Origin of the sequence: Aquimarina sp. EL_43 (genome assembly GCF_943422735.1) — a bacterium.
Classification (GTDB): Bacteria; Bacteroidota; Bacteroidia; order Flavobacteriales; family Flavobacteriaceae; genus Aquimarina; species Aquimarina megaterium.
This window is the reverse complement of sequence record NZ_CALSBR010000001.1, coordinates 4479447-4505497: the sequence shown is the minus strand read 5'-3', so window position 1 is coordinate 4505497 and position 26051 is coordinate 4479447. Positions and strand designations below refer to the sequence as shown.

Here is a 26051-nt window from a genome sequence, read left to right as displayed (position 1 = left end):
TAACTTAACACTTTGTACTTATTACTTTATTTTTATAGTTTCAAAAAATTCTTTAATATCTTCTCACCGACAACGCTACTTTTCTCTGGGTGAAACTGGGTTCCGTAGAAATTACCTTTTTGCAGAGCTGTACTGTAGGCAACTCCATAACGAGTCTTTGCCACTGTATTTTTGGTAACTGGTGCGTAGTAACTGTGTACTAAATAGATATGCTCTTTTTCTAAGATCCCTTCAAACAAAGGTGAATCAAGAGATTCTATCTGGTTCCAGCCTATCTGTGGTACTTTTACCTGATTATCGAATCGTATAACATCAACATCGAAAATTCCTAACCCCTTGGTATTTCCTTCTTCGGTATAGTTACACATTAATTGCATCCCCAGGCAAATTCCTAAAACCGGTTGTTTTAATTCTGGGATCAAGTGATCTAATCCAGAATCTCTAAGCTTATGCATTGCACTACTTGCCTCGCCTACTCCAGGAAAGATAATTTTATCTGCTGCTTTGATTTCTTCGGGATCATTACTTAATATCGCTTCGTATCCCAGTCTTTGTATTGCAAATTTTATAGATTGGATATTTCCTGCTCCGTAATTGATAATTACAATTTTCACTTTATATTTCAGATTTATGATTTCAGATTTACAATTCTTCAATCTTAATTCGTAACTAATTATAGTACTCCTTTGGTACTGGGCAAAATCATTTTACCAGGATCACGTTGTACTGCAACTTTAATAGCTTTTGCAAAAGCTTTAAAAATTGCTTCAATTTTATGATGCTCGTTGGTGCCTTCTGCTTTTACATTAAGATTTGCTTTAGCCCCATCGGTAAATGATTTAAAAAAGTGGAAAAACATTTCTGTTGGCATTTTACCAATCATTTCGCGATTAAATTCTGCTTCCCATACCAACCAATTACGTCCCCCAAAATCAATAGCTACCTGTGCCAAGCAATCATCCATTGGTAGACAAAAGCCATAACGTTCGATTCCCAATTTATCCCCCAGAGCCTTACTAAATACTTCTCCTAATGCTATTGCAGTATCCTCAATAGTGTGGTGTTCATCGACTTCTAAATCTCCTTTTACCTTGATATCTAAATCCATTTGACCATGACGAGCAATTTGGTCTAGCATATGATCAAAAAAATCTAATCCCGTACTAATATTACTTTTGCCAATACCATCGAGATTTAGTTTGATATAAATATCGGTCTCATTGGTTTTTCTTGAAATTTCTGCAACACGATCTTTTAGTTTAAGAAATTCATATATTTTTTGCCAATCATTGCTCTCTAGAGCAATATGATTGTTTAACTCTTCCCTTTTTATTGTAATTTCTCCTGTTCCCAGATTGGTATTATCATTAATAAAAATTCCTTTTGCTCCCAGATTTTTAGCCAATTCCATATCGGTTAAACGATCACCGATCACAAAAGAATTTATCAAATCATATTCTTCAGAAAAATATTCGGTTAACAAGCCTGTTCCTGGTTTTCTGGTATTTGCATTTTCATGAGGAAAAGTTCTATCAAGAAATACTTTATCAAATACGACTCCTTCATTTTCAAAAGATTTCATAATAAAATTATGCACAGGCCAAAATGTATCTTCAGGAAATACATCGGTACCCAAGCCATCTTGATTGGTAATCATTACCAATTCATAGTTTAATTCCTGAGCAATTTTACCTAAATATGTAAATGCCTTTGGATAGAATATCATCTTCTCAAATGCGTCTATCTGCTCATCTGCAGTTTCTTTGATAATCGTACCATCACGATCTATAAATAATACTTTCTTTTTCATCTGTTTATATATTTATTGTTTTTTAATGGTCAGATGGAATCGCCATAAAATCATTTCAGCTGGATATCAACTTAATTGTTAAGGCTTATTTCATACTGTAATATTGTCTCTAATTTTACTTTTATTTAAAAAATTTATGAAATGGGTTTACGATTTCGAAATTGAAGTAAGTACCCGTATTAGTTTTTCATTTTCTTCTTTAGTACCTACTGTAAACCGAAGTGTATTTTTGCATAAAGGTTGTGTACTTCTGTTGCGAACCACAATACCTTCTTTAATTAACTGATCGTATCGCTTATTGGCATCATCTACTCTTACCAAAATAAAGTTGGCATCACTTTTAAATATTTCCTCTACAAAATTTATGGTAGATAAAGCTTCTTCCAAAAGGGTACGTCCTTCTATTATGGCTGATATTTCAGCTAGAATTTGATCTTCTTCGATAACACGTTGCAAAGCTCGCTGTTGTGTTAATTCGTTCACATTATAAGGTGGTTTTATTTTATTTAGAACAGCTATTATTTTATCAGAAGCATAACAAACCCCTAATCGTATACCTGCCAAACCATACGCTTTGGATAACGTCTGCGTTACTATAAGGTTTGGATATTTATCTATACTCCCTACCCAACTTTCTCTATCAGTAAAATCGATATAGGCTTCATCAATAATTACCAATCCTCTAAAACCCTCAAGAAGTTCTTCTATTCTTTTTTGTTCAATCAAATTTCCTGAAGGGTTATTAGGAGAACAAATAAAAAGTAATTTAGAATAATTATTCGCTGTAGCGAGTATCGCTTCGACGTTTGGTTGAAAATCCTCTCTTAAACATACTTGCTGTTCTTCTATATTATTGATGTTTGCCAATACTTTATACATCCCATATGTAGGAGGCATTGTAATAATATTGTCGATACCAGGTTCGCAAAACGCTCTAAATATTAGATCTAATACTTCATCGCTACCATTACCAAGAAGTAGATTTGTTTCTGAAACTTTTCTTTGATTTGCTATTATCTTTTTTAAACTTTTCTGTTGCGGATCAGGATATCGATTGACTCCATTTTCATAAGGATTTTCATTGGCATCCAAAAAAAACCATATCCTGATCAAAATCTGTAAACTCGTCTCTGGCCGAACTATACGGTTTTAGGTATTGTATGTTCTTACGAACTAATTGTTTTATGTTGAATTGTATTTTGCTCATTTTTAGTTTATTGCTGTTGGTTAAACTCTCATTAATGATTAACTAGCTACTTGTACCTATTAATTAACAACTATTTCAAGCTCTCTAATCGTAATGTTACTGCATTCTTATGCGCTTGTAAACCTTCTGCTTCTGCCATAAGTTCAATTGCTCTACCTATGTTCTGGATACCTTGTTTTGATATTTTCTGAAATGTCATTGACTTCATAAAACTATCCAGGTTTACACCGCTATATTGCTTTGCATATCCATTAGTTGGTAACGTATGATTAGTTCCCGAAGCATAATCACCTGCACTTTCTGGAGTATAATTACCGATAAACACAGAGCCTGCATTGGTTATATTATCAATAAAAAAATCTTCATTTTTTGTACATATTATAAAATGCTCCGGGCCATACTCATTGATTAATTGTATAGCTTGCCGATCATCTTCAACACAAATTAATTTTGAATTGGATATAGCCCCTTCTGCAATTTCTTTTCTTGGTAAAACCGCTAATTGTTTGATAACTTCTTCTTCTACTTTAGTCATCATTTCTTTGGAGGTGGATACCAAAATCACCTGGCTATCTTTACCGTGTTCTGCCTGGCTTAACAAATCAGAAGCAATAAAGGATGCATTGGCAGTATCATCTGCAACCACAAGCAATTCACTTGGTCCTGCTGGCATATCAATAGCGACTCCAAACTTCGTTGCCAGCTGTTTTGCCACCGTTACAAATTGATTTCCCGGACCAAATATTTTGTATACAGACGGAATAGTTTCTGTTCCAAAAGTCATTCCTGCAATAGCTTGAATTCCTCCTACTTTACAGATTTTTGTTACCCCGCAAAGATTAGCAGCATACAAAATAGCAGGGTGAATTTTTCCTTCCTCATTCGGGGGGGAGCATAATACGATTTCTTTGCATCCTGCAAGATTAGCAGGAACGGTTAACATCAAAATTGTAGAAAACAAAGGAGCTGTTCCTCCTGGGATATATAATCCTACCTTTTGAATTGGTCTTTTCTCCTGCCAGCATTTCACTCCGATTGTTGTTTCGACAGAAACTTTATTTGTTTTTTGTGCCGCATGAAACCTTTCAATATTAGATTTAGCTAATTGTATTGCATCTTTTAAATCCTGATCTACCTGTTTCTTTGCTTCTTCTATTTCTTTAGAATCTACAAGAATTGCATCAAGATCTACTTTATCAAATTTCTTAGTATATCGTTGTACCGCCAGATCACCCTCTGTTTTGACTTCATTAAAAACAGTCAACACTTTTTCTTCAATATCAGCTACAGTTTGGGTTGGTCTTTTTAATATCTCTGGCCAATTATTTTTATTTGGATTGTATATTTTTTGCATCTCTTCTTCATTTCTGCTTTCACAGAAACACATTAAATTATTTATAAAACCATCTTTTCTATTGGACAAACCAAAATCCCTTCTGCTCCTTCTGCTTTTAACTCATCAAGAATATCCCAAAATTTGTTTTTTTCTACAACAGTATGAATAGAACTCCAACCTTCTTCTGCCAGTGGCAATACTGTAGGGCTTCGCATACCAGGTAGTATTTTAACAATATCTTCAATTTTATGATTAGGAGCATTAAGCAGGACATATTTAGAATTCCTGGCTTTCAAAACGGCTTTGATTCTAAATTCTAATTTTTTAAGAAGTCTTTTATTATCGTCCGATATTTTTGGAGATACTGCAAGTACAGCCTCAGAAGTAAGCATAACCTCTACTTCTTTAAGGTTATTTTTAAACAATGTACTACCGCTAGATACAATATCACAAATTGCATCTGCCAAACCAATATTGGGTGCAATCTCTACCGATCCAGATATTTGGTGTAATTCTGCCGAGATTCCTTGTTTTTCTAGGTATTCATTAACTGTGTTGGGATAAGATGTAGCAATTCTTTTTCCGTCAAGATCTTTAATCGAATTGTACTCAAAATCTTTTGGGACTGCTAGAGAAACCTTACATTTTGAAAAATTAAGTCGTTCTGTAATCGAAATATCTTTTCCCTTTTCTATAAGTACATTTTCTCCTATAATAGCGATATCAACGATACCATCCCTAAGATATTGAGGTATATCTCCATTTCGTAAAAACATAACTTCCATAGGAAAATTACGGGTTTGGGCTTTTAGTTGATCTTTACCATTATCAATCGAAATACCGCAGTCTTTCAATATTTTTACTGAATCTTCATTAAGGCGCCCGCTTTTTTGAATTGCAATTTTAATTTTTGACATTTTTTTGTTGTTGTGCTTGAGCAATTCAAAAACGAGTTTTGCAGAAACAAAAAACCCGTTTGAATTACTCAAACGGGTTTTCATATTATTGTGTTATACACATACCATACCTACCACGCCTGAGCGAAAATGTAAGAATGATGATGATGTACAAATATATTATTCATTGTTTTTTCTAAATACCCTGCGAATTTATAAAAAATTATTTTTACTCAAACGCATTTCAACTTATTTTTTTGCGATTCATCTTTTTTCTATCATTAAATTCATAGAATTTAAAGCCTGCAATAGGTTGATTATAAACATTTTTATAACTTTAAAAAACCAATACTAATCAACAACGCATGAAAAATTTCTCCTCTTTTCTTATTTTTTTACTTTTTGCCTGGCTGGCAATATGGTGGTATTACTCTTGTGATTGGTGTACAAAAAGCACTAATGAAAGTATACCTGTGGTAGAACAAAAACCTGATCCCGAATTAGAAGCATTAGCAAAAAAAGCATATGAAGATAGCATCGCAGCAGCAAATAGAAATGTTGGATTGTTTGCAAAAGGACCTCACGGGCAAGATGTATTTAGATATGTTGAAAATCTAAAGATTAACAATACCAATGCAGATGTGTTTATCCCCAATTCTCTAAAAGGTTTTAGTCAACAAGTAGCTGATTACTTAGGGCAACATCAGGATCAGGAACTTATCATTTATGGTTATGAGAATTCTTCTGAAAATAGTGATAGTACACAATTAGGTATTTCTAGAGCTAACTTCATTAAAGATATCTTGGTTAAAGCGGGAATTAATGCAGATCGTATTGTAACCAAAACACAATTAAATAATTACACCTATTCTGATAATGGAGAATATCCCGGCGGAATACTATTAAATTTTAGCACATTAAATGAAGCTAGATTGGTCGAAGTCGAAAAAAGTATAGCTACCAGAACGTTGCATTCTAATTTTGGTCAAAAAACATTTCAACCCGATGCTACTTTATCTAATTATGCATTAGAGCTTAAGAATTACATTAATAAATATCCTGATAAATCGGTTATAATCACTGGACATACAGATGATGTTGGTGAAGAAGAAGCAAATCTCTGGTTTGGACAACAAAGAGCAAATAATGTGCGAGAATATCTTATTTCACAAGGCATAGCTAAAGATAAGATTATAGCCTTATCTAAAGGAGAATCAAATCCTATCGTTCCGAATGATAATGAGGAAAACAAAGCAAAAAACAGAAGAATAGAAATAACCGTAAACTAAAAATATTACAACTATGTTAGATTTTTTAAACGAAGCAAATTGGTGGTGCTTATTATTGCTATTATTCCTGGCATTTTTATTAGGAAGATTCTTATCAAGAAGAGCGCTCAAAAAAAAATATAAAAAGGCATTAGATGAATGTGAAAGAGAAAATGCTATGCTTAAAAATGCAAGTAACCAAAAAGCAAATTCGACATTTTCTAATCCCGAAAATGGAATTAAAGCAGTTAAGACGAGGGATCACGGAGGAGTTGCGGTTACTAATGGTGGAGAAATGCCTACATTAAATTTTGATAGTTTTGGTAAAGCAGATGCCTCTCAAAAGGATGATTTAAAGCTAATTAGCGGTATTGGCCCCTTTATTGAAGAAAAATTAAACAGTATTGGTATCTATACTTTTGATCAAATTAGTAAATTTACCCCAGAAGATATTGATACGGTAACGACACTTATTCAATTCTTTCCTGGTAGGATTGAAAGAGATAAATGGACAAAGCAAGCTAAGAAACTTAAAGATAAGTAGTAACCACTAACCATTTTACTATTTAGTAAGGCCTTCATAATGTATATTATGGAGGCTTTTTTTATTTATAAATTATAAGCAGAGGTAAAATAACGTATTAAAAAAAAGAAGACTGTCTTTTCAGACAGCCTCCTAAACAAATCACTGTTATAAAAATTATTATTTTTTTATAAATTGTTTAATGCTTTTATTTTTTTCTGACTTCAATTCCAGAATATATACTCCTTTGGTTAAGTTTTGTAGATCAATACTATTATTATTAATAACTCCCTGATTAACAATTTGACCAGTGATATTCATTACTTTATAATTGATCAAAGATGTTGTCTTAGTTGCATTAATATACATAACGCCTTCTACCGGATTAGGGTAAAAACTCACATCAAAAGCTTTACTTTCTGGGTTATTAAGTCCTAAATCTGTTAAGTCTCCTGTTGATCTATCAGCTACAGCTCCCACATTTGAGGTAGTTAATGAGATATTATCGACAGCCATATCTCCTTGCCAAGAATTTCCTGAAGTACCTACAAAACGCATTTTTATTGATCTTCCTACGTAAGCATTTAAATCAACATTAGCATTATTCCAAGCATTGCCTTGAGTACCTGTTTTACTCCAGATCGATGCCCAGCTTGCTCCATCATCACCACTTACTTCTAATTTAAGCTCTCCTACTGCATTCCCTAGCATATGATACCTAAATGCAAAACTTGGTGAGTTTACTCCGTTCAAATCAAAACATGGAGAGTTAAGAATTGTTGTTTTATTAGGGCTGTTCGGAACAGAAGTTTCAACATACACATAAAAACTACCTTCTTGTGCTCCTGATGGTCCTGTATCTCTTGAGCGTGTTCCTCCTGATTGACGAGTCCAATCAAAATCGTCCCCAGCACCTTGGGTCCAGCTTCCTATACCAGCTTCAAACCCTTCATTATAAGGAAAAGCACTAATACCATTTGCGCAACCAGGATCTACAGCATTACAAGGTGCACAATCTCCTCCACAATCTATTCCGGTTTCATTTCCATTTTGAATACCATCATTACAAGTTGGTACTCCCTGAACTGTAGAAGTATATCTAGCTGCCCATCCAGATGCAGTAACTGATCCATCAGATGTAAACTGAACAAACATTGCATTGCCTGTAGAAACCATTTGATTTGGTACTGTTGCTCCAGAGAATCTACCCAATTGCGCTGCATTAGCATTCTCTCCATCATATACTGTAACAAAATCATAATTAGATTCTGTGTTATAGCTATCAAAGTTTAATGTTACAGTGCCTCCGTTTCCTGGTTTTATTAACCATGTACAATTTCTGTTATTCGCATAATTTTGGGCACCACTACCATCTTCAAAATTGCCAGAGTTTGCTGTTAGTGTAGCTCCTCCATTACAAGGGTCAGAAGCAGCAGCACTTGTTGTAGCATTAATTATATTACTATCGGCAGATACATTTCCTGCTGCATCTTTAGCTCTTACTTTAAATGTATAAGAAGTATTTGCTATTAGACCGGTTACTGTTCTATTTGTAGCGTTTATAGTTGCAATAACAACTCCATCTTGATATACATCATATTCTGTAACTCCAATATTATCATTAGACGCTGTCCATGCCAAATCTATAGTTGTCTGTGTAATATTTGAGGCAATAAGGTTTGTTGGTGCAGTTGGTGCTTCGTTATCTTGTGCACCATTAGCTGTAAATGAACCTGTAAACACTCCTCGTCCGTAGGTAGAGGCAATAATTTTATTATTATTTTGATCTCCATTTACTTCCCAATAGTCGAAAGAAGTTACACTAGCATCACTCATTCCGTTTTGTGATCGAACCCAATTTGGATTTGCTGCATCAAAATTAGTAGTAACCCATACACCCAGTTGTGTTCCAACAATAACTTCTGTTCTATCTAATGGATTTTGTAAAATATCTCTAACAGGGATATCAGGAAGATCTCCTTCTTTACTTGACCAATTTACTCCGGCATCAGACGAGTACCATATACTTGTAACTCCGTAGTTATGAATAGTTACCATAATATCATTTGCTGTTGCACCTAATCTAACAGAGGAAACAGATCCAACAAAAGGTGTGTTTATTTCTGCCCAATTAGCTGCTCCTAAACCTACATTTGTTAATCTTAATAAACCTCCGGAAGCTGTACCCACATACCACGTATTATTAGCAAAAGAAGAAGCTATAAAGGCAGTAGGTTTGCTTGTTAATAAAGCATTTGTAATATCTGCATTTCTATTTCTTGCTACATCAACCGTTTTTATAGAATAAACTGTATTGTTATTTACTCTATGCGTATTATTTGATAAAAGAAAATTTGCGTCACTATCATACCCCATTTGGTTTACAAAATCTCCCTTAGAATCATCATTTACAAGCGTTGTTGCTCCTCCTTGGATTCTACTACGTCCATCCCATGGTAAATTAAATCTATAAATAACATTGCGAACATAGGTGGCTATCATATATTGACCATCCTTATCAACAAATGTATAAAACCCATCCCCACCTGTTAGTGGTTCGGATCCGTTTATCCCTAGCACTACATTTCTAAATGCCTGTGATCCGTTATCCTGAGCTCCTGCAGAGAAAATCCCATTAACATCACCCACTCCATTCGGACCTATACCCGCTTTTACATATTGTGTTACATTATAATTATTATTTCTTGCTCCAAAAACATTATTATTAGCCGCAGTAGATAAACTATTTGCATAGAATATCCCTCCATCATTACCAAAAATTGCTTGATTTGAATTTCCTGGTCTGAATGCCATTGCATGTTGATCTGCATGTACAATAGAAGCTCCTAATCCAGCTAAATTATTATTGTTAGACCATTTAGAAATCTGGCTCCATACATTACCACTATTTGTAGATCTAAAAAGGTCAATTCCACCGACATATACGATATCATCATTATTAGGGTCTGATTCTATCATTAAATCATAAAAAGCTTGCCCTCTGGTAAAATCTTTTGCAGGAATACCATTATCTACATCATTAGGTAATGCTGTTGCGGTTGGAGCAGTTGCAAAACCATCCAAACTACGATAAATATGAACAGGATCTATAACTTTATTATTTGCATCTCTTGCAACTCCTTGAGTTAATGCATATATCTTATTAGCATTGGTTTCAGATGTTTCTAATTCTACTCTATTAGAATCATTAAGAGGAGAAGCTGCTGCTTCTGTCCATGTTGCACCATCATCAGAACTAAATACACGTCCTCCTCCATTTCCTAATGGCGAATTGATCGTACCAACCCATAATCTGTTGTTTGCTCCTATTTCGAAATCATTAGGTACATAGTAATAATTTACATTATTTCTTTGATACTGCATATTAGCAGATTCTATTCTATTCCAGTTAGCTCCACCATCTATTGATCGGTAAATTCCTGCAGACTGGATTCCTAGCCAATTTGCTGGTCCAGAAGAATCTCCATATACATGTGCTCCTACTCCAACAAATAATTCAGTACGATTCTGTGCTGTATTATTCCAGGCTACAATATCATTCACATAATAAATTCCTGAAAGGAAAAGATTTGAAGCATTAAAATTAATATTACCTCCTCCAGCAGGTGGGATATTTACCGCCTGCCAGGTCGTTCCTCCGTCTGTTGATCGGTACACACCACTACCCACAACATCTCCTGCTGTATATTGTTCTCCTGTACCCACATACCATGTATTTGAGTTTCTAGGATCTACAGTTATTGAGGTTACCGAAAGATTTCCAGGAACATTCTGCACTCGACTCCACTGTGAAGCGGCAGATGTGATATCATTATTAACCCATAATCCACCACTTACACCACCGGCATAAACTCTTCTATTATTAGCATCATTGGGATCAAATAAAATAGCTCTGGTACGTCCTCCAATATCATTAGGACCTCTTTCTACCCAAGGGTTATTCTGAGCATCTCCTGGAGCTCTTTTTGATGTATTTGCCAATTGTTTTTGAACTGCGTAGATTTTCTCAGGTTCTGTTTTACCTGTTGCAGGGTTTATGGTTAACTCCCACATCTGTTCAAAATACTTATTTGGTGGAAGTCCTTTAGCTTTTCTCTCAGACTTTGTTAGTTTTAAAGTCTCTTTATAGGGGCTGTTTTTTAAATACGAAGCATGTTGTTTTCGTAAATTGGTAATTTCAGTCTCATTTGTACTTTGTTCTAAATTGTCTTTCTTTACAGAGTTTATGACAAGTACTGATAGGGCGACTAATCCCAGGCCCAGTAGAACCGGGCGGGTCATTCTTTTTTTCATGTTAGCATTAGTTGAGTTTGAGGTATAAAAGTAGTGTAATTATGGTTTTTTACCTAATTTAACATAAAAATAAGTTAAATTTAACACATATTGTATCACTTTCTTACCCTTAACACACTCAATACTAATGATATCTTATTTTTCATCGCTCCAAGCAACAGAAGACATTTTCCAATCAAGTCCCTTTTTGATAAATTGAATAGTTTTCATTCCTCGAGACTCAAAATACACGCCGTTTAATTTACCAGATTTTTTATAAAAACTAAATCGTTGTGCTACATTACCATATATCTCTGTCCTATGTAAAATTTCACTTTCTCTGAAATCCGTAAGTGTCCCATCGCTTAGCATTTTTTTCCTCGGGGATATAAACTCATTAAGATCATAGATTTCTGGAACACCATGAGTGTTATTTATTATGATGCCATTAGAAATAAAGATATTCTCAATTTCTTCAACATTAGGAGTCTTCCCTTCTGCATTGGTAAACAGGCTAAAAAATCTAGTTGTTAGTTTGTTTAGTTCATTTTCTTCTTTAGTGTTTGTAGGGGTAGAAAAAAATAGAACCGTATCCTTTTCTGATAATTCTATTGTTTTCACAAAACGCAATCCTATTTTGTTTAACAATTTAATTGAAGCAATGTTATTAGGGTTTGTAATTCCAACAATTTTATCAAGACGTAAAGTGTTTTTAGCATATTTCATTGTTGCATTGGCTATTTCATACCCATACCCAAATCCTAAATATTCTGGAAGCATTGCAAATCCAATATCAATATCCTCTAGTGTTTCTCTATTTACTAATCCACACATTCCTATAGAAACACTGGTTTCTTTTAATACCACTACCCATAAACCGAACCCATTTTCTTTGTAACTTTTTATTAAGTTACTTTTTAGGTATTCCTCTGCTTCAACATTTGTTTTAATATTCCTATCTCCTATAAATTCTATCCACTTTGGAGAGTTCATCAATTTTAAAACAAAGTCAGAATCTTCTAGATTAAATTCACGAAGAGATAATCTTTCGGTTTCTAATATTTTTCTCATTTGTATTCTAATGTTCTATTAATTATTTCTCACTTATAATACTATCAAACATATCCATATCTGTTGCACCTTCGGTACTTATAAAAAGAATATTAGTGGTTTCATTTATACGTAGCGTTTCTTTTATCGGTTTGCATTCTTGTTCTTTCATGATCGCAATAAAACCTGCTAAACCACTAGCACCAGATTCTCCAGAAATTATTTTTGTATCCGAACCACTAGAGAAATAAAGTTCTCGAATTGCTTCTCTAGAATACTTATCATCAATTTTGATCGAGACATCACTACCATTTTTTATTAAATCCCATGCTCCCAGAGAAGGTGTTCCACAATTAAGTCCCGCCATTATTGTTTCACTATTTCCTAACGAAGTAGTTATTTTTCCTTTTTTAAAGGAAGCAAGAATTGCATCTGCTTCTGTTGGTTCTACAATGATAATCTTAGGACGGTTTGCTCCATACCTTTCTAAGTAATATCTAATCCCTGTTCCTGCAAAACTCCCTACTCCGGCTTGTAGAAAAACAAGATCTATTTTTGGGTCCGACGCAAGATGAAGGCTATTTTCCATTTCTTGAAAGAGTGTTAAATACCCTCCCATAATATATGCTGGTATTTCTTCATAATTCTCCCAGGCCGTATCTTGTACTAACTCCCATCCATTTTTTTCACTTACTGCTTTAGCATAGGCGCAGGTTTTATCATAATTACCATCTACTTGTTCAACTATAGCTCCTTCCTTTTCAATAGCTTTAATACGTTGATTTGTCGTGCCTTTTGGAACAAAAACTACTGCTTTTTTATTAAAAAAATTAGCAGACCATGCCACGGCTCTTCCATGATTACCATCTGTAGCGGTACAAAAAGTTTCTATCTGTGGTTTCTTTTTAAGGATCTGATGTATAGCATACGAAGCACCTAACCCTTTAAATGCATTTAAACCAAAACGAAATGATTCATCTTTGATATAAATATTACCAACATTATACTTTTTGGATAGGTTAGGTAAAGGAATTAAAGGTGTTGGTTTATATCCTGGTAAAGATGCATGAAATGCCTTTGTATCATCACATTTCTCCAGAATAGCAGTAGTTACATTATCTACAAATGTATTATCCGGATTATTTATGTAAAACGAAGAATCCTCCTTATTTTTTATCTCCATTTGAATGATTTTTTGTACTTACGATCTTCATAGTACAGCATCTGCAATAATTCTTTACCGTTTTATGATCACCAAGAGGTTTTTACACGTATTTAAATTCATAAAAAGACAGGCACTCTAGAGTGCCTGTAAGCCTAATCATACGATCTTGTTTTTTTATTGATTACCAAGAATTATTGGCATTCCGTTTTTTCCTGATCCTACAACTACTACCTTAGCATTAGGTGATTTAGCTAATTGTAATGTTGCTTCTATTCCTTTTTCTGTAAGAATTTTATCTGTTAATGAAGCGCTTAAAATTTGATTCGCTACTGCTTTACCTTCTGCATCGATTTTTTGTCTTTCGGCCTCTTTTTTGGCTTTTTCTAATCTAAATTCGTATTCTAAAGCTTCTTGCTCTTGTTTTAGTTTACGCTCGATTGCTTCTTTGATCGTAGGCGGTAACGTTACATCACGTACCAGTACTTCATTAAGCTGAATGTATTGATTACCTACTATCTTTTTTGTTTCTTCAAAAATTTCTTTTTGGATTGCATCTCGTTTACTAGAATATAATTGTTCTGGTGTATACCTTCCCACTACACTACGGGCTGCCGATCGTATCGTTGGCAATAAAACTCTTGCCACATAATTTTCTCCTTTTTGTTGATGTAATAGTCCTAATTTGTCATAATCTGGCTGAAACCACGCAGAAGCATCTAATTTAATTTCTAATCCGTTAGAAGAAAGTACCTGCATTTTTTCAAAAACTTCTTGCTGTCGTACTTCATAAACGATTACTTTATTCCAGGGAGCAATTAAATGAAACCCTTCTCCCAGAGGTGGGGCATCTGTAACGACACCGCCTCCAAATGTTTTATAAAGTACACCGGCTTCTCCTGAACCAATAGTTTCTGTAGATTTTGAAATAAAGACGATTGCTAATACTAATAGAATTAGAATAGGCAATCCTATTTTTGGTAATTTTTCCATAATAATTTTGAGTTTTTAATTTTAAATAAGTCCGTTATATTTTCGTGCAAACCATTCTATAGTAAGTAACAAAATAACTATTGCTAAAAGATATTTCCAGTCTATTAAAGATACTACATTTTCCTTATTTTTTTGTATCGTTTGATATCTTTGATCTTCTAGTAATTCTTTTATAAGTGTATCTTTTTGGTTTAAATAATATGACTTACCATTAGTATTAGTAGCTACTTGCTTCAGTTTTGTTACATCTGCATTAAGAAATTGTTGTTCTACATCATATTCTAGAATTGCAAAACTTCCAGAACGTGCTATATTTTCACCTAACACAGTTACTGTATAGTCATAATTTCCTGCATCAAGATTACTCAAATCAACTTCGTATGAATTATTTTTCAATAACATAGGTATAGTTTGAGTAGCTTCTGTTTCTTTATTTTTAATCGAAATCCTTAAATTTCCTCTCCTATCAAATTCATAATTCTTGGTAAAATATTCTGCTTTAATAACAACACTGGCATTACCGTAATAAAATGACTCTGAGATGGTATTTAACCTACTCTTTCTTTTATTTGAAGCCAGATACTGGATCAGTTTACCAAAAAACTCATCAAAATCTTCAAATTTTTGAGTATCTAAATAACTTTGAGCCCTCCATCTCCATATTCCCTCTCCAAACAAAACGGCTTCTCTTATTCCTCCTTGCTCTATGGTTGCAAGCAACATTTCATCTGTATCAATATTACTTACTGTCCTATATAATAAAGGGTCATGGTTCGAATTCATTCTAATTTCTCCAAAAGTTCCTATTAAAGGAGGGTAACCTTGAAAACCAATATCTTCTAGAAGAAATGCTCCATAATTATTGTTATACCTAGGAACGTAATATTCATTCTGTCGTGTAATTTCCTGGGTATATTTATTTTGTATCCTATTAAGAAAAACCCAATCTGTTTTTGAGCCGGTAATCGTAAAATAGTTTTTTTTCAGGGTATTTAATTTTTCATATACCGCCCTATATCTGGTATTGGGCTGATACAATATAACCAACTGATAATCATTTAATTCCTTATTTTCATTAGGTTTACTAATCGTTATGCTTCGCCTTTCATTACTTTCGACGCTTTTCTTTATAGCTCCAAGATCTGGGTGTACTATGTCACTAATTAACAACACATTGGTTTTTTGATCAATTACCTCGACAGCAAAAGTTTTTGAATTATTTATTGTATTTTTTTCTATATCCAAAGGTGTCAATGCGGCAACGTATTGATTTACACCTACCGTATTTGCTGGCAGGGTAAAATTAACTACTGTAGAGTTATTTGTTCCTGAGAAAGAAACGGGCTGAGAAAAAACTGTACCACTGTCTGACCTTACCTGAAATGTGGTTGTAATTTCCTCATTACCAGAATATGTAAGAATTACTTCTACAGGAAATTTATTTTTTAAGTATGCATAACGGTTAACATTGAGTTGCTGTATTTTGGTATCCAGTACTTTAATTGTGTCCCCAGAAATAATCGGATACACCGCTTGCTTATACCCTATGCTACTAAATTGATAGTCTTTACCATAAGTTTGATTTCCATCGGTGATCACAATTGTAGGAGCAATTGTATTTTTATGAATTTGCTCAAGTTCTTCTAACGCTTTTGATATATTAGTCTGCTTCTGATCAAAAGAAAAGCGCAGGGAATCATTTAATTTATCAGAAAATGAGTAGTAAGTAATATCAAATCTTTCATTAAGCTCTTCATTATCCGCAATTTGGTTTGCGAACTGAGTAACTTTCTGATCTTGTTTAAGATATTTTATTGAAGAAGAATTATCCACTGCAACTACCAGAGCAGGTTTCTCTATATAATAAGTATTCTGTTTGAAAGTAGGATTAATTAATAACACTAGTAGTGCAAAAACACTAAGGAAGCGTAAAAAAGCAAAAAACAGGATGTTTTTTTTCCTGTTTTTTGTTTTATACCAATATTGAAACAATGCAACAATTAATGCTGTTATAAAAGCGGCTATGATCAATAAGATTGTGTGTGTTTGCATTCTATTAATTACGATATACGATGGTTGAGTTACGAATAACAATTTATTTTAGAGTGTTAAGTGCAACTCTTTTCATACAAGTTGAAATTTAATGACTTTTAGCATCAAAAAATATTAAAATATTCAAAAAAAATGATTCTTAAATCGTTAATCGTAATTCTAAAATTAAGTAAGCATTCCTCCATCCACATTAAGTACTTGCCCAGTAATATATGCGCTTAAATCACTTGCCAGAAATAGGCATGTATTTGCAATATCTTCGGGACTACCTCCTCGTTTTAGCGGAATTGCATTACGCCATCCTTCTACAACTTTTTCATCAAGTTTTTCTGTCATTTCGGTTTCAATAAAACCAGGTGCAACTACATTACTTCTAATATTTCTAGAGCCAAGTTCTAGCGCAACAGATTTTGAAAAACCAATAATTCCTGCTTTTGAAGCTGCATAATTAGCTTGGCCAGCATTACCTTTTACTCCAACCACCGAGCTCATATTTATTATACTTCCTTTACGTTGCTTAAGCATAGTTCTTTGAACTGCTTTTGTCATATTAAATACGCTTTTCAGGTTTACCTCGATAACTTTATCAAAGTCTTCCTCGCTCATGCGCATTAAAAGGTTATCCTTAGTAATACCTGCATTATTTACTAAAATATCAATACTACCAAATGTTTCTAAGACATCTGCGGCTAATTCCTGTGCCTGATCGTAACTTGCTGCATTACTTTGATATCCTTTAGCTTTTATTCCTAATCCGTTTAATTCTTTTTCTAATGTTTTAGCTGCTTCAACAGAAGAACTATAAGTGAAAGCAATATTTGCTCCTTGTTGTGCAAAAATCTCTGCTATTCCTTTGCCAATACCACGAGTAGCTCCAGTGATAATAGCTGTTTTACCTTGTAAAAGATTCATTCGTTATGTTTCTAATTTTTGTGGTATCTAAACCATTTATAATTTGCATTGTGAATTCAAATATAAGAATTACAAACAGGTCAACAGCAATAAACCCTGTGATTTCTCACAGGGTTTATAAATTAATAATCGTTTATCTGATTTTACAGTTTTATATCTTCATTTTTCTTCTCATAGTTGAAAAGATAATCAATATCCATTTCTTTAACCACACCTAATTTAGATAACGCATCCATATTTACATCTTTTTTGTTACCTACTACAAGTACGTTATAGGTTTCTCCTTTTATATTTTCATTAAAGAAAGATTTAAGATCATCTAGAGTCATATCTTTAATAGTATTATACATCTCTTCTCGATTATCATTATCGATCCCTCTTTTCTTTAACCCTTCATAAGTCCAGAAAATATTAGATTTGGTTATACGCTGGGCAGCAATTTTCTTTAATGTTGCTTCTTTTGCAGCATTAAACTGTTCTTCTGCTTCTGGCATATTTGTCATTAAATCCATCATTGCATCTACTGCCTGAGGCATTTTATTTGCCTGAGTACCTATATACGCGTATACATAATTCGAATCTCCTTTTTCTGATGCCGTCGAATATGCAGAAAACGCAGAATATGCCAGTGATTTTGACTCTCTTATTTCTTGAAATACTATAGATGACAATCCACTCCCGAAGTATGTATTAAACAATCTTGAAGCTGCCATTTTATCTGGATCAAACTCTGATCCTTTTGCCAAAAATATCATTTCACTTTGCACCATATCATAATCAACAAAGTAGACATTACCTCCTGTTTCTTTTTCGACATATTTAACTTCTTCTGGATAGTCTAACAATTCATTTTGTACTTTATGGTTTTTGTTTATTGATGCAATTGCAGCATCTATATCCTTACCATAATAAAATATGCGTTGTTTAAAATTACGAAGTTCTTTGATTTTATCTACCAATTCCTGTGGATTAACAGCTTGCAACTCTCCTATTGTATAAATATTACGTAAAGGAGAATTATCGCCATACATACCATAATTCATCAATCCATTCCACAAAATGTTTCCTTTTTGCGTTTTCGCATCCTGACGTCCTTTTGCGATCTGATCTACATATTTTGCATATGTTTCCTGGTTAGGAACTGCATTAGTCCATAAATGTTCTAATAAAGCCAAGCCTGCATCAAGGTTTTCTTTTAATCCAGAAATACCAACATACGTTTTATCAGAACCTGCATTTACATAATAATCAATTCCGAGTTTATAGAACTCTTTCTTTAACTCTTCGGGAGAGTATTTATCTGTACCTAAATAATCTAGATATCCTGTTGCCAGAGAAACCTTACGATCATTATCTCTTCCCATATCAAAAATGATACTAAGATTAAATAAATCATTATTAGGATTATCAATATAAGATACTTTTAATTCGCTATCGGTTTTAGTTTCTTTAATTGCCGATTTATAATCAATAAACTTGGGTGTTAAAGGAGGTGTTTCTTGCTGAGCAAATGCCTTGATAAATTCTGATTGTTTATCTCTATTTAACTCTACTGGTGTAATACCAGGGTTTTCTACCTTGGTAATATTTTTATCTTCTCCTTTACGCTTATATATCACTACATAATTATCCTTATAAAAAGAATTTGCAAAATCTACTAATTCTTGCTTCGAAACTTTTTTAAGTTCATTTAAGAATTCGACTTTATCTTTCCAATCTTCTCTATGAATAAATGCGTTATAATATGCAGAGGCTAATGCAGAATTATTTTCATATTCTCTTGTTTGACTAAGTTTTAAATCATTAACCACTGCAGAGATCATCCAATCTTCAAACTCCCCTTTTTTTAATTTATCAATTTGAGAAAGTAATAAATCTTTTACTTCATCCAGAGTTTGCTCTGCTTTTGGTGATCCATAAAATTGGTGGTACCCATAATCATTTAAAAATGTAGGTGAACAACCTGCATTTTGAACGACTTGTTTCTGATTTAAATTCAAATCAATTAGACCAGCATTACCGTTAGCCAGTAACATATCTGCTAATGTGAGTAATTTTTCTTCTTTTGTACCTATAGCAGCAGAACGAAATGCTATAGAAACAGATTCGGCAGTAGGTCCAAATACTTCTTTAATAACCGGACTGGTTATTGGGTCTTCTTTTGGTAATACAGGGTGAACTACTTCTTTTTTCTCGAAACCGCCAAAAGCTTTGTTCACTTTTTGTATGGTTTGATCAAAATCAATATCTCCAACTAATACCATCGCCATATTATTAGGAACATAATATTTATCAAAATAATTATGTATCGCTACCATTGAAGGGTTCTTAAGGTGCTCAGAGGTTCCAATTGTTTTTTGTTGCCCATATGGATGATTGGGAAACAAGCCTTCTAGCATTGCTGCGTATGATTTCCACCCATCATTATCTTGTCCTCTATTAAATTCTTCATAAACTGCTTCTAACTCTGTATGAAACAAACGTAACACCAACTGGCTAAATCGCTCGCTTTCTACAGTAAGCCACTTATCTAATTCATTAGCTGGGATTTTGTTTTTATATACGGTCTCTTCAAACCACGTATGTGCATTGGTTCCTTCTGCTCCCAAAGAGCTTATCATTTTATCATATTCATTCGATATCGAAATCTTTGAAGCTTCGAAAGAAATTTCATCTATCTTCTTATAGATCTCTTTCTTTTTATCTGCATCTGTTTCTACTTTATGCTGTTCATATAAATCAGAAATCTGCTGTAGCAGTACTTTTTCTTTTTCAAAATCCTGAGTACCTATCTCATCAGTACCTTTAAAAACCATATGCTCTAAATAATGAGCAAGCCCGGTAGCTTCTTTTGGATCATAATTAGAACCAGCTCGTACAGCTATAAAAGTTTGAATTTTTGGTTCTTCCTCATTTTTAGCCAAATATACTTTTAAGCCATTCTCAAGGGTATATAATCTTAACCCTGTTGGATCATTGGTTACAGTTTCATAGTTGAAACCTGCTGCGTCGGTATGTTGTTCGACTTTAATTTCTTGCGAAACATTCGTTTCTGGTGATGATTTTTTACAATTGCTAAGACAAATGACTGACAGCAGTAACAAAATCGTTTTAATTAATTTCATACGTTATTTTAATTATTTTATAGTGTCTTTATAACACCAGAGTGATTATATGAGTTAGTTTATAATTAATGTACTATAATACGTGTAGTTATTATCAATGTTACAAACATTAAGAATATTTTAACAGGAATAGAATTATATAAGAAGAGTAAATTATAAATAGTAAACTGCCTTGATACAGATATAACCAAGTATTCAATAAAAGAAAGGTTTTTATTAAAAAACCTTAGGTACTCAAACTTTTCTTCTCTAAGAGGCAAAGCATCGTAAAGTAGGCCATAGGAGATTAAAAGAGAAGTTTTTCAAAAGGCTTCTGTAGTACAATTAGATTACATTGTAGGATTTTTAAAAAAGGAAATACTGGTATTGAAGATATATGTAATTAGGGAAGAGAAAAATCATTAAATACACTAAATAGATTATTCACAATTCTTTTATTTTTAAATATTCAAGAAAAAAATCTGCTGGATAATAAGATAAGTATTCTTCATTGGTTATTAACCTTTCATAACCTTTTAATTTTTTACTAATAGGTTTTACCTGAAATTTTTTATCATTAGCATAAAGTAAAACATTGTGAACGAATTCTGAGCAATACAACCCTAGATCTGTTTTAGAGTTAAAATCAAAAAAGATTTTTTCCTTTTCTAGTTTGCGTATGTATGTTTTTGCTTTTTCGAAATCTTCCTTACTAACTGGTAATGACCATATTCTATTATCTTCTTTATTTGGGGAAGACCAAAAAAGATCTAATTTTTCTTTTATTAATGAAGAACCAAAACTATTAATACTGTCATAACTAACATTATATACATATGCATCAACACCTTTACTTAGTGCAATACCAATGTGTGAAATATTATTAGAAGTAGAATTATATTTTAAAACTAAATCCCCTTCTTTACTTTTCGAATTTCGTGATACTATATATACACATCCATCATAACTTATATTATCACAACTTAATAACATAAAAGTAATTAGAAAGAAAGTAAATATATTAGTTGAAGAAAACTTCATATTTATCTATAAATACAAATTAAAATTATTGCGGTTTGCTTTACTATACCAAAATTTTTAACATAGAAGTGATTTAAACTTTTTTTAAATGGTTTCAAAAAGTTTAAATCACTTCATAGCATGAGTTCTATTTATAAATAATTCATGAAAACCATTAATTTTCACAATTCGAACTCACACTATACTAAAATGGGGCTATGCTATTACGAACAAAACCCAAACTTTTTATTTATTTCTTGGGTTTGTCAAATTATAAGCAGTAGTACTTGCTGATGCTCCTGTTGTCACAGCAGTAGCTGGTCCTCCTGCACTACCAGCGATAGCACCTCCGACATCTGCAACCCCAACTATAAGCCACTGCCACCATTTTCTTTTCTTTGTAATGGAATTATCAGCTACTTTTATAGCACCGTAATAATTATACCAATAACATGTAGAATATCTTGCTGTAGAAATAGCTGATAAAATTGTTCTTTTTTCCAATTCATTGAAACCTTTGTTGCTTAAAATATCATTTTCGAATTTTATTAAATTTTTCTGAACATCTTCTAGATTAGGTTCTCTACTTGAATATGCTTTATCGAATAGATAATCAACTACAGTTACTAATTTATCTTTTGCTTGCGAAGACAAATCCAGAGAATTTATGATGGTATGAAAATTATTTTCAAAATCATTAGCTCCTTTTAATATGATTGATGAATCTACAGGAGTGTACTCTTCATCTTTAATTCTTAAAAAATTCTGATTAACATTCGCCAAATTTTCTACAACAGCAACAATTTCATCAACGTCTAGTTTTTCATTAGAATGATTTATCACAAACGCGTTAACTATTTCATTATGTATTTCGCCTACATAATTATATGGATTTTTTGAATCTTCTGATCCATTACAATATTTTAAAGCATTTTTAGAACTATCTAATACGTTCTCTATTTCATTTTTTTGTAAGTCTGTATTATTCTCTTCTGTACAAGAAAACAGTAAAAAACCTAAAAGTAACGTTATTATAATTTTTGATTTGTGTAACATATTTATTATAATTTTAATTGTATTAATACTATAAACATTTAAAGACACTCATAGTTTATGTCTATTCTTCGCGAAAGAATTTTTATGGTATAATTAAGAAAGGAAAGCGACACTCTTTTAATAATTACCCTGTCCTGTGACTATAATCATTAATTTGTTACCCAAAAAAATTATTTTTTTTTGGCAAGAGCTATTAGAACACTGATTATCAGCATTAAAAGAAGAAAAAACATGATCTCATAAAAGAGAACGTTTGATGAAAATAATTTAGTTTCTGAATCACCTATTAGCACAAATGTTGCCCAATAATGAGGTGATGCATCTGATAAAGAAGCCGAGTTTAGATATTTAATTTTTGCATTATGTAAAGCCTCTGATTTGGTTTGACCTTTGTCTAAATTACTATAAAAGTTTTCCATTATCAGAGCTGTAGATTTATCATTAGCATTCCATAGAGATGAAATCACCGTATTAGTCCCTGCATAGAAAAACCCTCTAGCCAAACTCATAACACCCTCACCTTTAGCTATTTCTCCTAAAGATGTATTACAAGCACTTAATACCACTAATTCTGCTTGATTTCTGGACGTATATAACTCATGATATTCTAGATTAGTATCATTAAATGCTATTTGAAGGTTATCCGAAAAATTAGCATGCGTAGCCAGATGGATTATTTTATGATTCTCTGTTTTGGATAAAAAATTTTGTTTAGAAGCTTCAGCTTCTATATAACTTTTTATAGGTATATAATCACTAATAGCATTAATTTCATTGATACTATTGGCAATATCCTCTAAATCACTATGTGCAAAAGTTATTGGAGCAAAGGCTACCAAATCCATAGATGGTTTTCTATGCACTGTAGCATTATGTCGTAAAAAAGACATAGAATATCCATAACTTATTTCGTTTTCTTCTATAAGATATCGATTTGTATTCTTATCTACTACTAAAGATTCAAAAGGAATATATTGTAGTTTACCATCAGGAATTATAATGAGATGTTTTTGATTCAAAGACATTGAGATTTTGCCTTTTGGAATCAATAAAGCATATAATTGAGAAGCTATTTCTTGAAATCTTAATCGATCTTCTTCTACCTCAAAAGGTTTAGACAATTGATTTCTGTATGTTCTAATCAATTTTTCTACAACTTTTAATTCACCTATTCTTATTATTTCTGTTTTGGTATTAGAAACCAAAACAGCATACAATTCACTAAAAGAATCATCATCATCATCACCCATATTACTAACATAAGATATAACAACACTGTCCTTATCTAAAGTTTCCTGAATATTCTTTAAATCAATTATGCTAGTCGTTTCTTTCTCTTTGTAATAATCTGGAAAAATTATTTGTAAAGAGTCTTCTTCTTTCTGGTATTGTTGTTTTAATTCAAAACGATTATACTCCAACTTCTTAATACTATCTCTATTTTTCTGAGAAGAAATTAAGTTTTCTAGATCTAGAATCTGTTTTTTAAGTTCATTTTCACGCTCTAATACTTCATCAGGTAATTGCCATTTATTTGTATTCTTGAGGATATCTTCTGTTAAGAGTAATGCTTTCTTTTTTTCTGAAAAGTAAAAGGCCTTTTCTTTTTCATCAAGAATTTCACATACCAATATTCCCTTTAGATAAATTTCTGAAGCTTTTTTTCGCCAATTTAGTCTTGATTCTTCTTCCTTACTAACATTGAGTAAAATATCTACTAATTTATCTGCTGATAACAAATTAGAAAGAGCAAGTTCAATATGTTTACTATTGTTTTCTTTCTCATATAATTTTATAAGAATCGTTGCTTTCTGAATCAATGCTAATAAAATATTATACTTATTATCAGAAATTGTTAAATCATTAAGCTTGGGTAATGCTTTAATACCCCCATCTAAATGAGTACTGGCGACTAGAGATTTTTGGATATTATCAAGTGCATTTTGATACTTTTTATTTTCAAAAAAATAATTACTGAATTGATGATATACTATAGATTTCTCTTTTCTTCCTCGAGAATATCTTAATCCATTATTTAAAAAGAAAAGAACGCTGTCTTTTTGTTTTTGATCCTTAGCATCTGTATACAAAATTCCCAGATTAGTATATGATGCATAGATAAAAGTAGAATCATTGTTTTGTATGGCTTTATTTAAATTTCTAGAACAATAATATCTGGCTTTATAAAAATCTAATCTTTCTTGGGTATTGTAATAATTTACGTAATCATTATTTAAGGTATTATAATCCTTTAATGAATAATTAGAAATTAGACTAAAAAGTTGATTGGCTTTATTTAGTACTTCTAACATTCGGTCTAAACTATTTCTAGTCCTCATTTCATATAAAACATGAGAATAATCAATATACTTTTTAATCAAAAGCTTTTTTTTGTCAAATTTTTCTAGCTCAGAAAGACCACGAGAATAGTAGTCGTTTGATCTAAAAAAATCTCCTTTTTTAAAATAATATTTCCCTAATTCACAAAAGGCTTTGGCGGTAGTATATTCATCTACATCAATAGTTACTACTTCTTGATAACACGATATAGATTTTTCAAAATTTCCTATTAGAGCATAAAAAAGCCCTAAGTTATATAGAGCTTTTGCATACTTACTATTTTTTAAATGTAGCTTTCTGTATAACGATATTTCATATTCTACATACTTAATTCCCTTTTCATATAAATCTTCTGTATAAAGTTTTTTAGAAAATTCGTGAGCAATTCTAATGCTATTCAAAACCTCTCCTTTAGTTTCATAAATTTTTATAATACTATCAACTTCTTTTTGTACACTAGAAATAGTGATATCATTACGGCTCCATAAGGATTCATAGTATCTGTATAGATCCTGAGCATTACTATTTACCGTTATACACAAGAAACCAATCCAAAGAAATTTATACGACGATTTCAATATTAATTTTTCTTATAATCTTTACAATTAGCGTTCTCCATTAATCTTTCCATATCTTCCTTATCACTATCAGTAATTGGCGCAGGATCCTTTGCATAATATATTTCGGGATTCACTATCCAAACTTCTACATTTTCATTATCCTTTATTTTACATTGTTCCCATCCTAACAACAGACCTGTAATAATATAATTACTTCGTATTCTCTTTTTTGTAGATGCAGAAGTTCCTTTTCTATATTCAACTAAAAGTTCCATTGTATTATCTACACTAATTAATTTAGTATTTACATTTTTAGTAACAACACGTTCAGGGATATCAGTATCGTATGTACAACTTACAATACAAAAGAATGTACATATAGTTAACACTATGTTTAAAAAAAAACTTCTTTTCATCGTTATAATTTTTACAAATTAATTTAATTTCACTTTATAAGTTACCAAAACAT

At 32.2% G+C, this 26051-nt stretch carries 17 protein-coding genes and 1 pseudogene; 2 read left to right on the top strand and 16 right to left on the bottom strand.

The features are described from left to right. Nucleotides 1-32 precede the first annotated feature (32 nt). The 5 genes and pseudogenes from hisH to hisG form a co-directional block, all read right to left on the bottom strand. On the bottom strand, nt 33-614 hold the full coding sequence (gene hisH, locus NNL09_RS19345) for an imidazole glycerol phosphate synthase subunit HisH (protein ID WP_025663723.1): 582 nt from the start codon (nt 612-614) through the stop codon (nt 33-35). A gap of 59 nt (nt 615-673) precedes the next feature. Then, complete coding sequence (hisB, locus tag NNL09_RS19340) at nt 674-1810, bottom strand: bifunctional histidinol-phosphatase/imidazoleglycerol-phosphate dehydratase HisB (RefSeq protein ID WP_196910229.1); 1137 nt, start codon at nt 1808-1810, stop codon at nt 674-676. Nucleotides 1811-1957: 147 nt separating this feature from the next. Next, a pseudogene (hisC, locus tag NNL09_RS19335) lies at nt 1958-3017 on the bottom strand (histidinol-phosphate transaminase). A 70-nt stretch (nt 3018-3087) separates the two neighbouring features. Then, on the bottom strand, nt 3088-4371 hold the full coding sequence (gene hisD, locus NNL09_RS19330) for a histidinol dehydrogenase (protein WP_025663720.1): 1284 nt from the start codon (nt 4369-4371) through the stop codon (nt 3088-3090). A gap of 41 nt (nt 4372-4412) precedes the next feature. Then, complete coding sequence (gene hisG, locus NNL09_RS19325; RefSeq protein ID WP_196910231.1) at nt 4413-5270, bottom strand: ATP phosphoribosyltransferase; 858 nt, start codon at nt 5268-5270, stop codon at nt 4413-4415. Nucleotides 5271-5614: 344 nt separating this feature from the next. Between hisG and NNL09_RS19320 the strand changes: the two genes are divergently transcribed. After that, the gene (locus NNL09_RS19320) at nt 5615-6538 is read left to right on the top strand and encodes an OmpA family protein (RefSeq protein ID WP_196910232.1); all 924 of its coding nucleotides are present in this window, start codon (nt 5615-5617) and stop codon (nt 6536-6538) included. A 13-nt stretch (nt 6539-6551) separates the two neighbouring features. Further along, nucleotides 6552-7061, top strand: a complete 510-nt coding sequence (locus NNL09_RS19315) for a hypothetical protein (protein WP_025663717.1) — start codon at nt 6552-6554, stop codon at nt 7059-7061. Between the two features lie 159 nt (nt 7062-7220). Here NNL09_RS19315 and NNL09_RS19310 read toward each other — a convergent pair whose 3' ends face one another. From NNL09_RS19310 to NNL09_RS19260, 11 genes are all read right to left on the bottom strand, one after another. Further along, nucleotides 7221-11354, bottom strand: coding sequence for a CUB domain-containing protein (locus tag NNL09_RS19310; RefSeq protein WP_196910233.1), 4134 nt, complete (start codon nt 11352-11354; stop codon nt 7221-7223). Between the two features lie 135 nt (nt 11355-11489). Next, nucleotides 11490-12404 carry a GNAT family N-acetyltransferase gene (locus NNL09_RS19305; protein WP_196910234.1) on the bottom strand — a complete coding sequence of 305 codons (915 nt, stop codon included), beginning with the start codon at nt 12402-12404 and terminating at the stop codon, nt 11490-11492. A gap of 22 nt (nt 12405-12426) precedes the next feature. After that, nucleotides 12427-13566 carry a diaminopropionate ammonia-lyase gene (locus NNL09_RS19300; RefSeq protein WP_196910235.1) on the bottom strand — a complete coding sequence of 380 codons (1140 nt, stop codon included), beginning with the start codon at nt 13564-13566 and terminating at the stop codon, nt 12427-12429. Between the two features lie 156 nt (nt 13567-13722). Continuing rightward, entirely contained in the window at nt 13723-14538 is an 816-nt protein-coding gene (locus NNL09_RS19295; RefSeq protein WP_025663713.1) for a prohibitin family protein, read from the bottom strand. A gap of 21 nt (nt 14539-14559) precedes the next feature. Next, on the bottom strand, nt 14560-16590 hold the full coding sequence (locus NNL09_RS19290; RefSeq protein ID WP_196910236.1) for a VWA domain-containing protein: 2031 nt from the start codon (nt 16588-16590) through the stop codon (nt 14560-14562). Between the two features lie 165 nt (nt 16591-16755). Continuing rightward, nucleotides 16756-17502, bottom strand: coding sequence for a 3-oxoacyl-[acyl-carrier-protein] reductase (gene fabG / locus NNL09_RS19285; protein WP_025663711.1), 747 nt, complete (start codon nt 17500-17502; stop codon nt 16756-16758). Between the two features lie 143 nt (nt 17503-17645). Continuing rightward, nucleotides 17646-20627 carry a pitrilysin family protein gene (locus NNL09_RS19280; RefSeq protein ID WP_196910237.1) on the bottom strand — a complete coding sequence of 994 codons (2982 nt, stop codon included), beginning with the start codon at nt 20625-20627 and terminating at the stop codon, nt 17646-17648. A gap of 423 nt (nt 20628-21050) precedes the next feature. Further along, a complete protein-coding gene (locus NNL09_RS19275; RefSeq protein WP_196926477.1) occupies nt 21051-21647 on the bottom strand; it encodes a hypothetical protein in 597 nt (198 codons plus the stop codon). Nucleotides 21648-21872: 225 nt separating this feature from the next. Next, complete coding sequence (locus tag NNL09_RS19270) at nt 21873-22682, bottom strand: hypothetical protein (protein WP_196910239.1); 810 nt, start codon at nt 22680-22682, stop codon at nt 21873-21875. Between the two features lie 170 nt (nt 22683-22852). After that, nucleotides 22853-25600 (bottom strand): CHAT domain-containing protein, encoded by a 2748-nt coding sequence (locus NNL09_RS19265; protein WP_196910240.1) that lies wholly within the window; start codon nt 25598-25600, stop codon nt 22853-22855. A gap of 2 nt (nt 25601-25602) precedes the next feature. Continuing rightward, the gene (locus tag NNL09_RS19260; RefSeq protein WP_196910241.1) at nt 25603-25998 is read right to left on the bottom strand and encodes a hypothetical protein; all 396 of its coding nucleotides are present in this window, start codon (nt 25996-25998) and stop codon (nt 25603-25605) included. Nucleotides 25999-26051: the final 53 nt, after the last annotated feature.

Excerpts from the sequence above, each read along its gene's own strand:
- NNL09_RS19260 (WP_196910241.1), bottom strand. The coding sequence starts at position 25,998 with ATGAAAAGAAGTTTTTTTTTAAACATAGTGTTAACTATATGTACATTC.
- NNL09_RS19270 (WP_196910239.1), bottom strand. The coding sequence starts at position 22,682 with ATGTTACACAAATCAAAAATTATAATAACGTTACTTTTAGGTTTTTTA.
- hisD (WP_025663720.1), bottom strand. The coding sequence starts at position 4,371 with ATGCAAAAAATATACAATCCAAATAAAAATAATTGGCCAGAGATATTA.
- fabG (WP_025663711.1), bottom strand. The coding sequence starts at position 17,502 with ATGAATCTTTTACAAGGTAAAACAGCTATTATCACTGGAGCTACTCGT.
- NNL09_RS19300 (WP_196910235.1), bottom strand. The coding sequence starts at position 13,566 with ATGGAGATAAAAAATAAGGAGGATTCTTCGTTTTACATAAATAATCCG.
- NNL09_RS19320 (WP_196910232.1), top strand. The coding sequence starts at position 5,615 with ATGAAAAATTTCTCCTCTTTTCTTATTTTTTTACTTTTTGCCTGGCTG.
- NNL09_RS19295 (WP_025663713.1), bottom strand. The coding sequence starts at position 14,538 with ATGGAAAAATTACCAAAAATAGGATTGCCTATTCTAATTCTATTAGTA.
- NNL09_RS19290 (WP_196910236.1), bottom strand. The coding sequence starts at position 16,590 with ATGCAAACACACACAATCTTATTGATCATAGCCGCTTTTATAACAGCA.
- NNL09_RS19280 (WP_196910237.1), bottom strand. The coding sequence starts at position 20,627 with ATGAAATTAATTAAAACGATTTTGTTACTGCTGTCAGTCATTTGTCTT.
- NNL09_RS19305 (WP_196910234.1), bottom strand. The coding sequence starts at position 12,404 with ATGAGAAAAATATTAGAAACCGAAAGATTATCTCTTCGTGAATTTAAT.
- NNL09_RS19310 (WP_196910233.1), bottom strand. The coding sequence starts at position 11,354 with ATGAAAAAAAGAATGACCCGCCCGGTTCTACTGGGCCTGGGATTAGTC.
- hisG (WP_196910231.1), bottom strand. The coding sequence starts at position 5,270 with ATGTCAAAAATTAAAATTGCAATTCAAAAAAGCGGGCGCCTTAATGAA.
- NNL09_RS19315 (WP_025663717.1), top strand. The coding sequence starts at position 6,552 with ATGTTAGATTTTTTAAACGAAGCAAATTGGTGGTGCTTATTATTGCTA.
- hisB (WP_196910229.1), bottom strand. The coding sequence starts at position 1,810 with ATGAAAAAGAAAGTATTATTTATAGATCGTGATGGTACGATTATCAAA.
- NNL09_RS19275 (WP_196926477.1), bottom strand. The coding sequence starts at position 21,647 with ATGAAGTTTTCTTCAACTAATATATTTACTTTCTTTCTAATTACTTTT.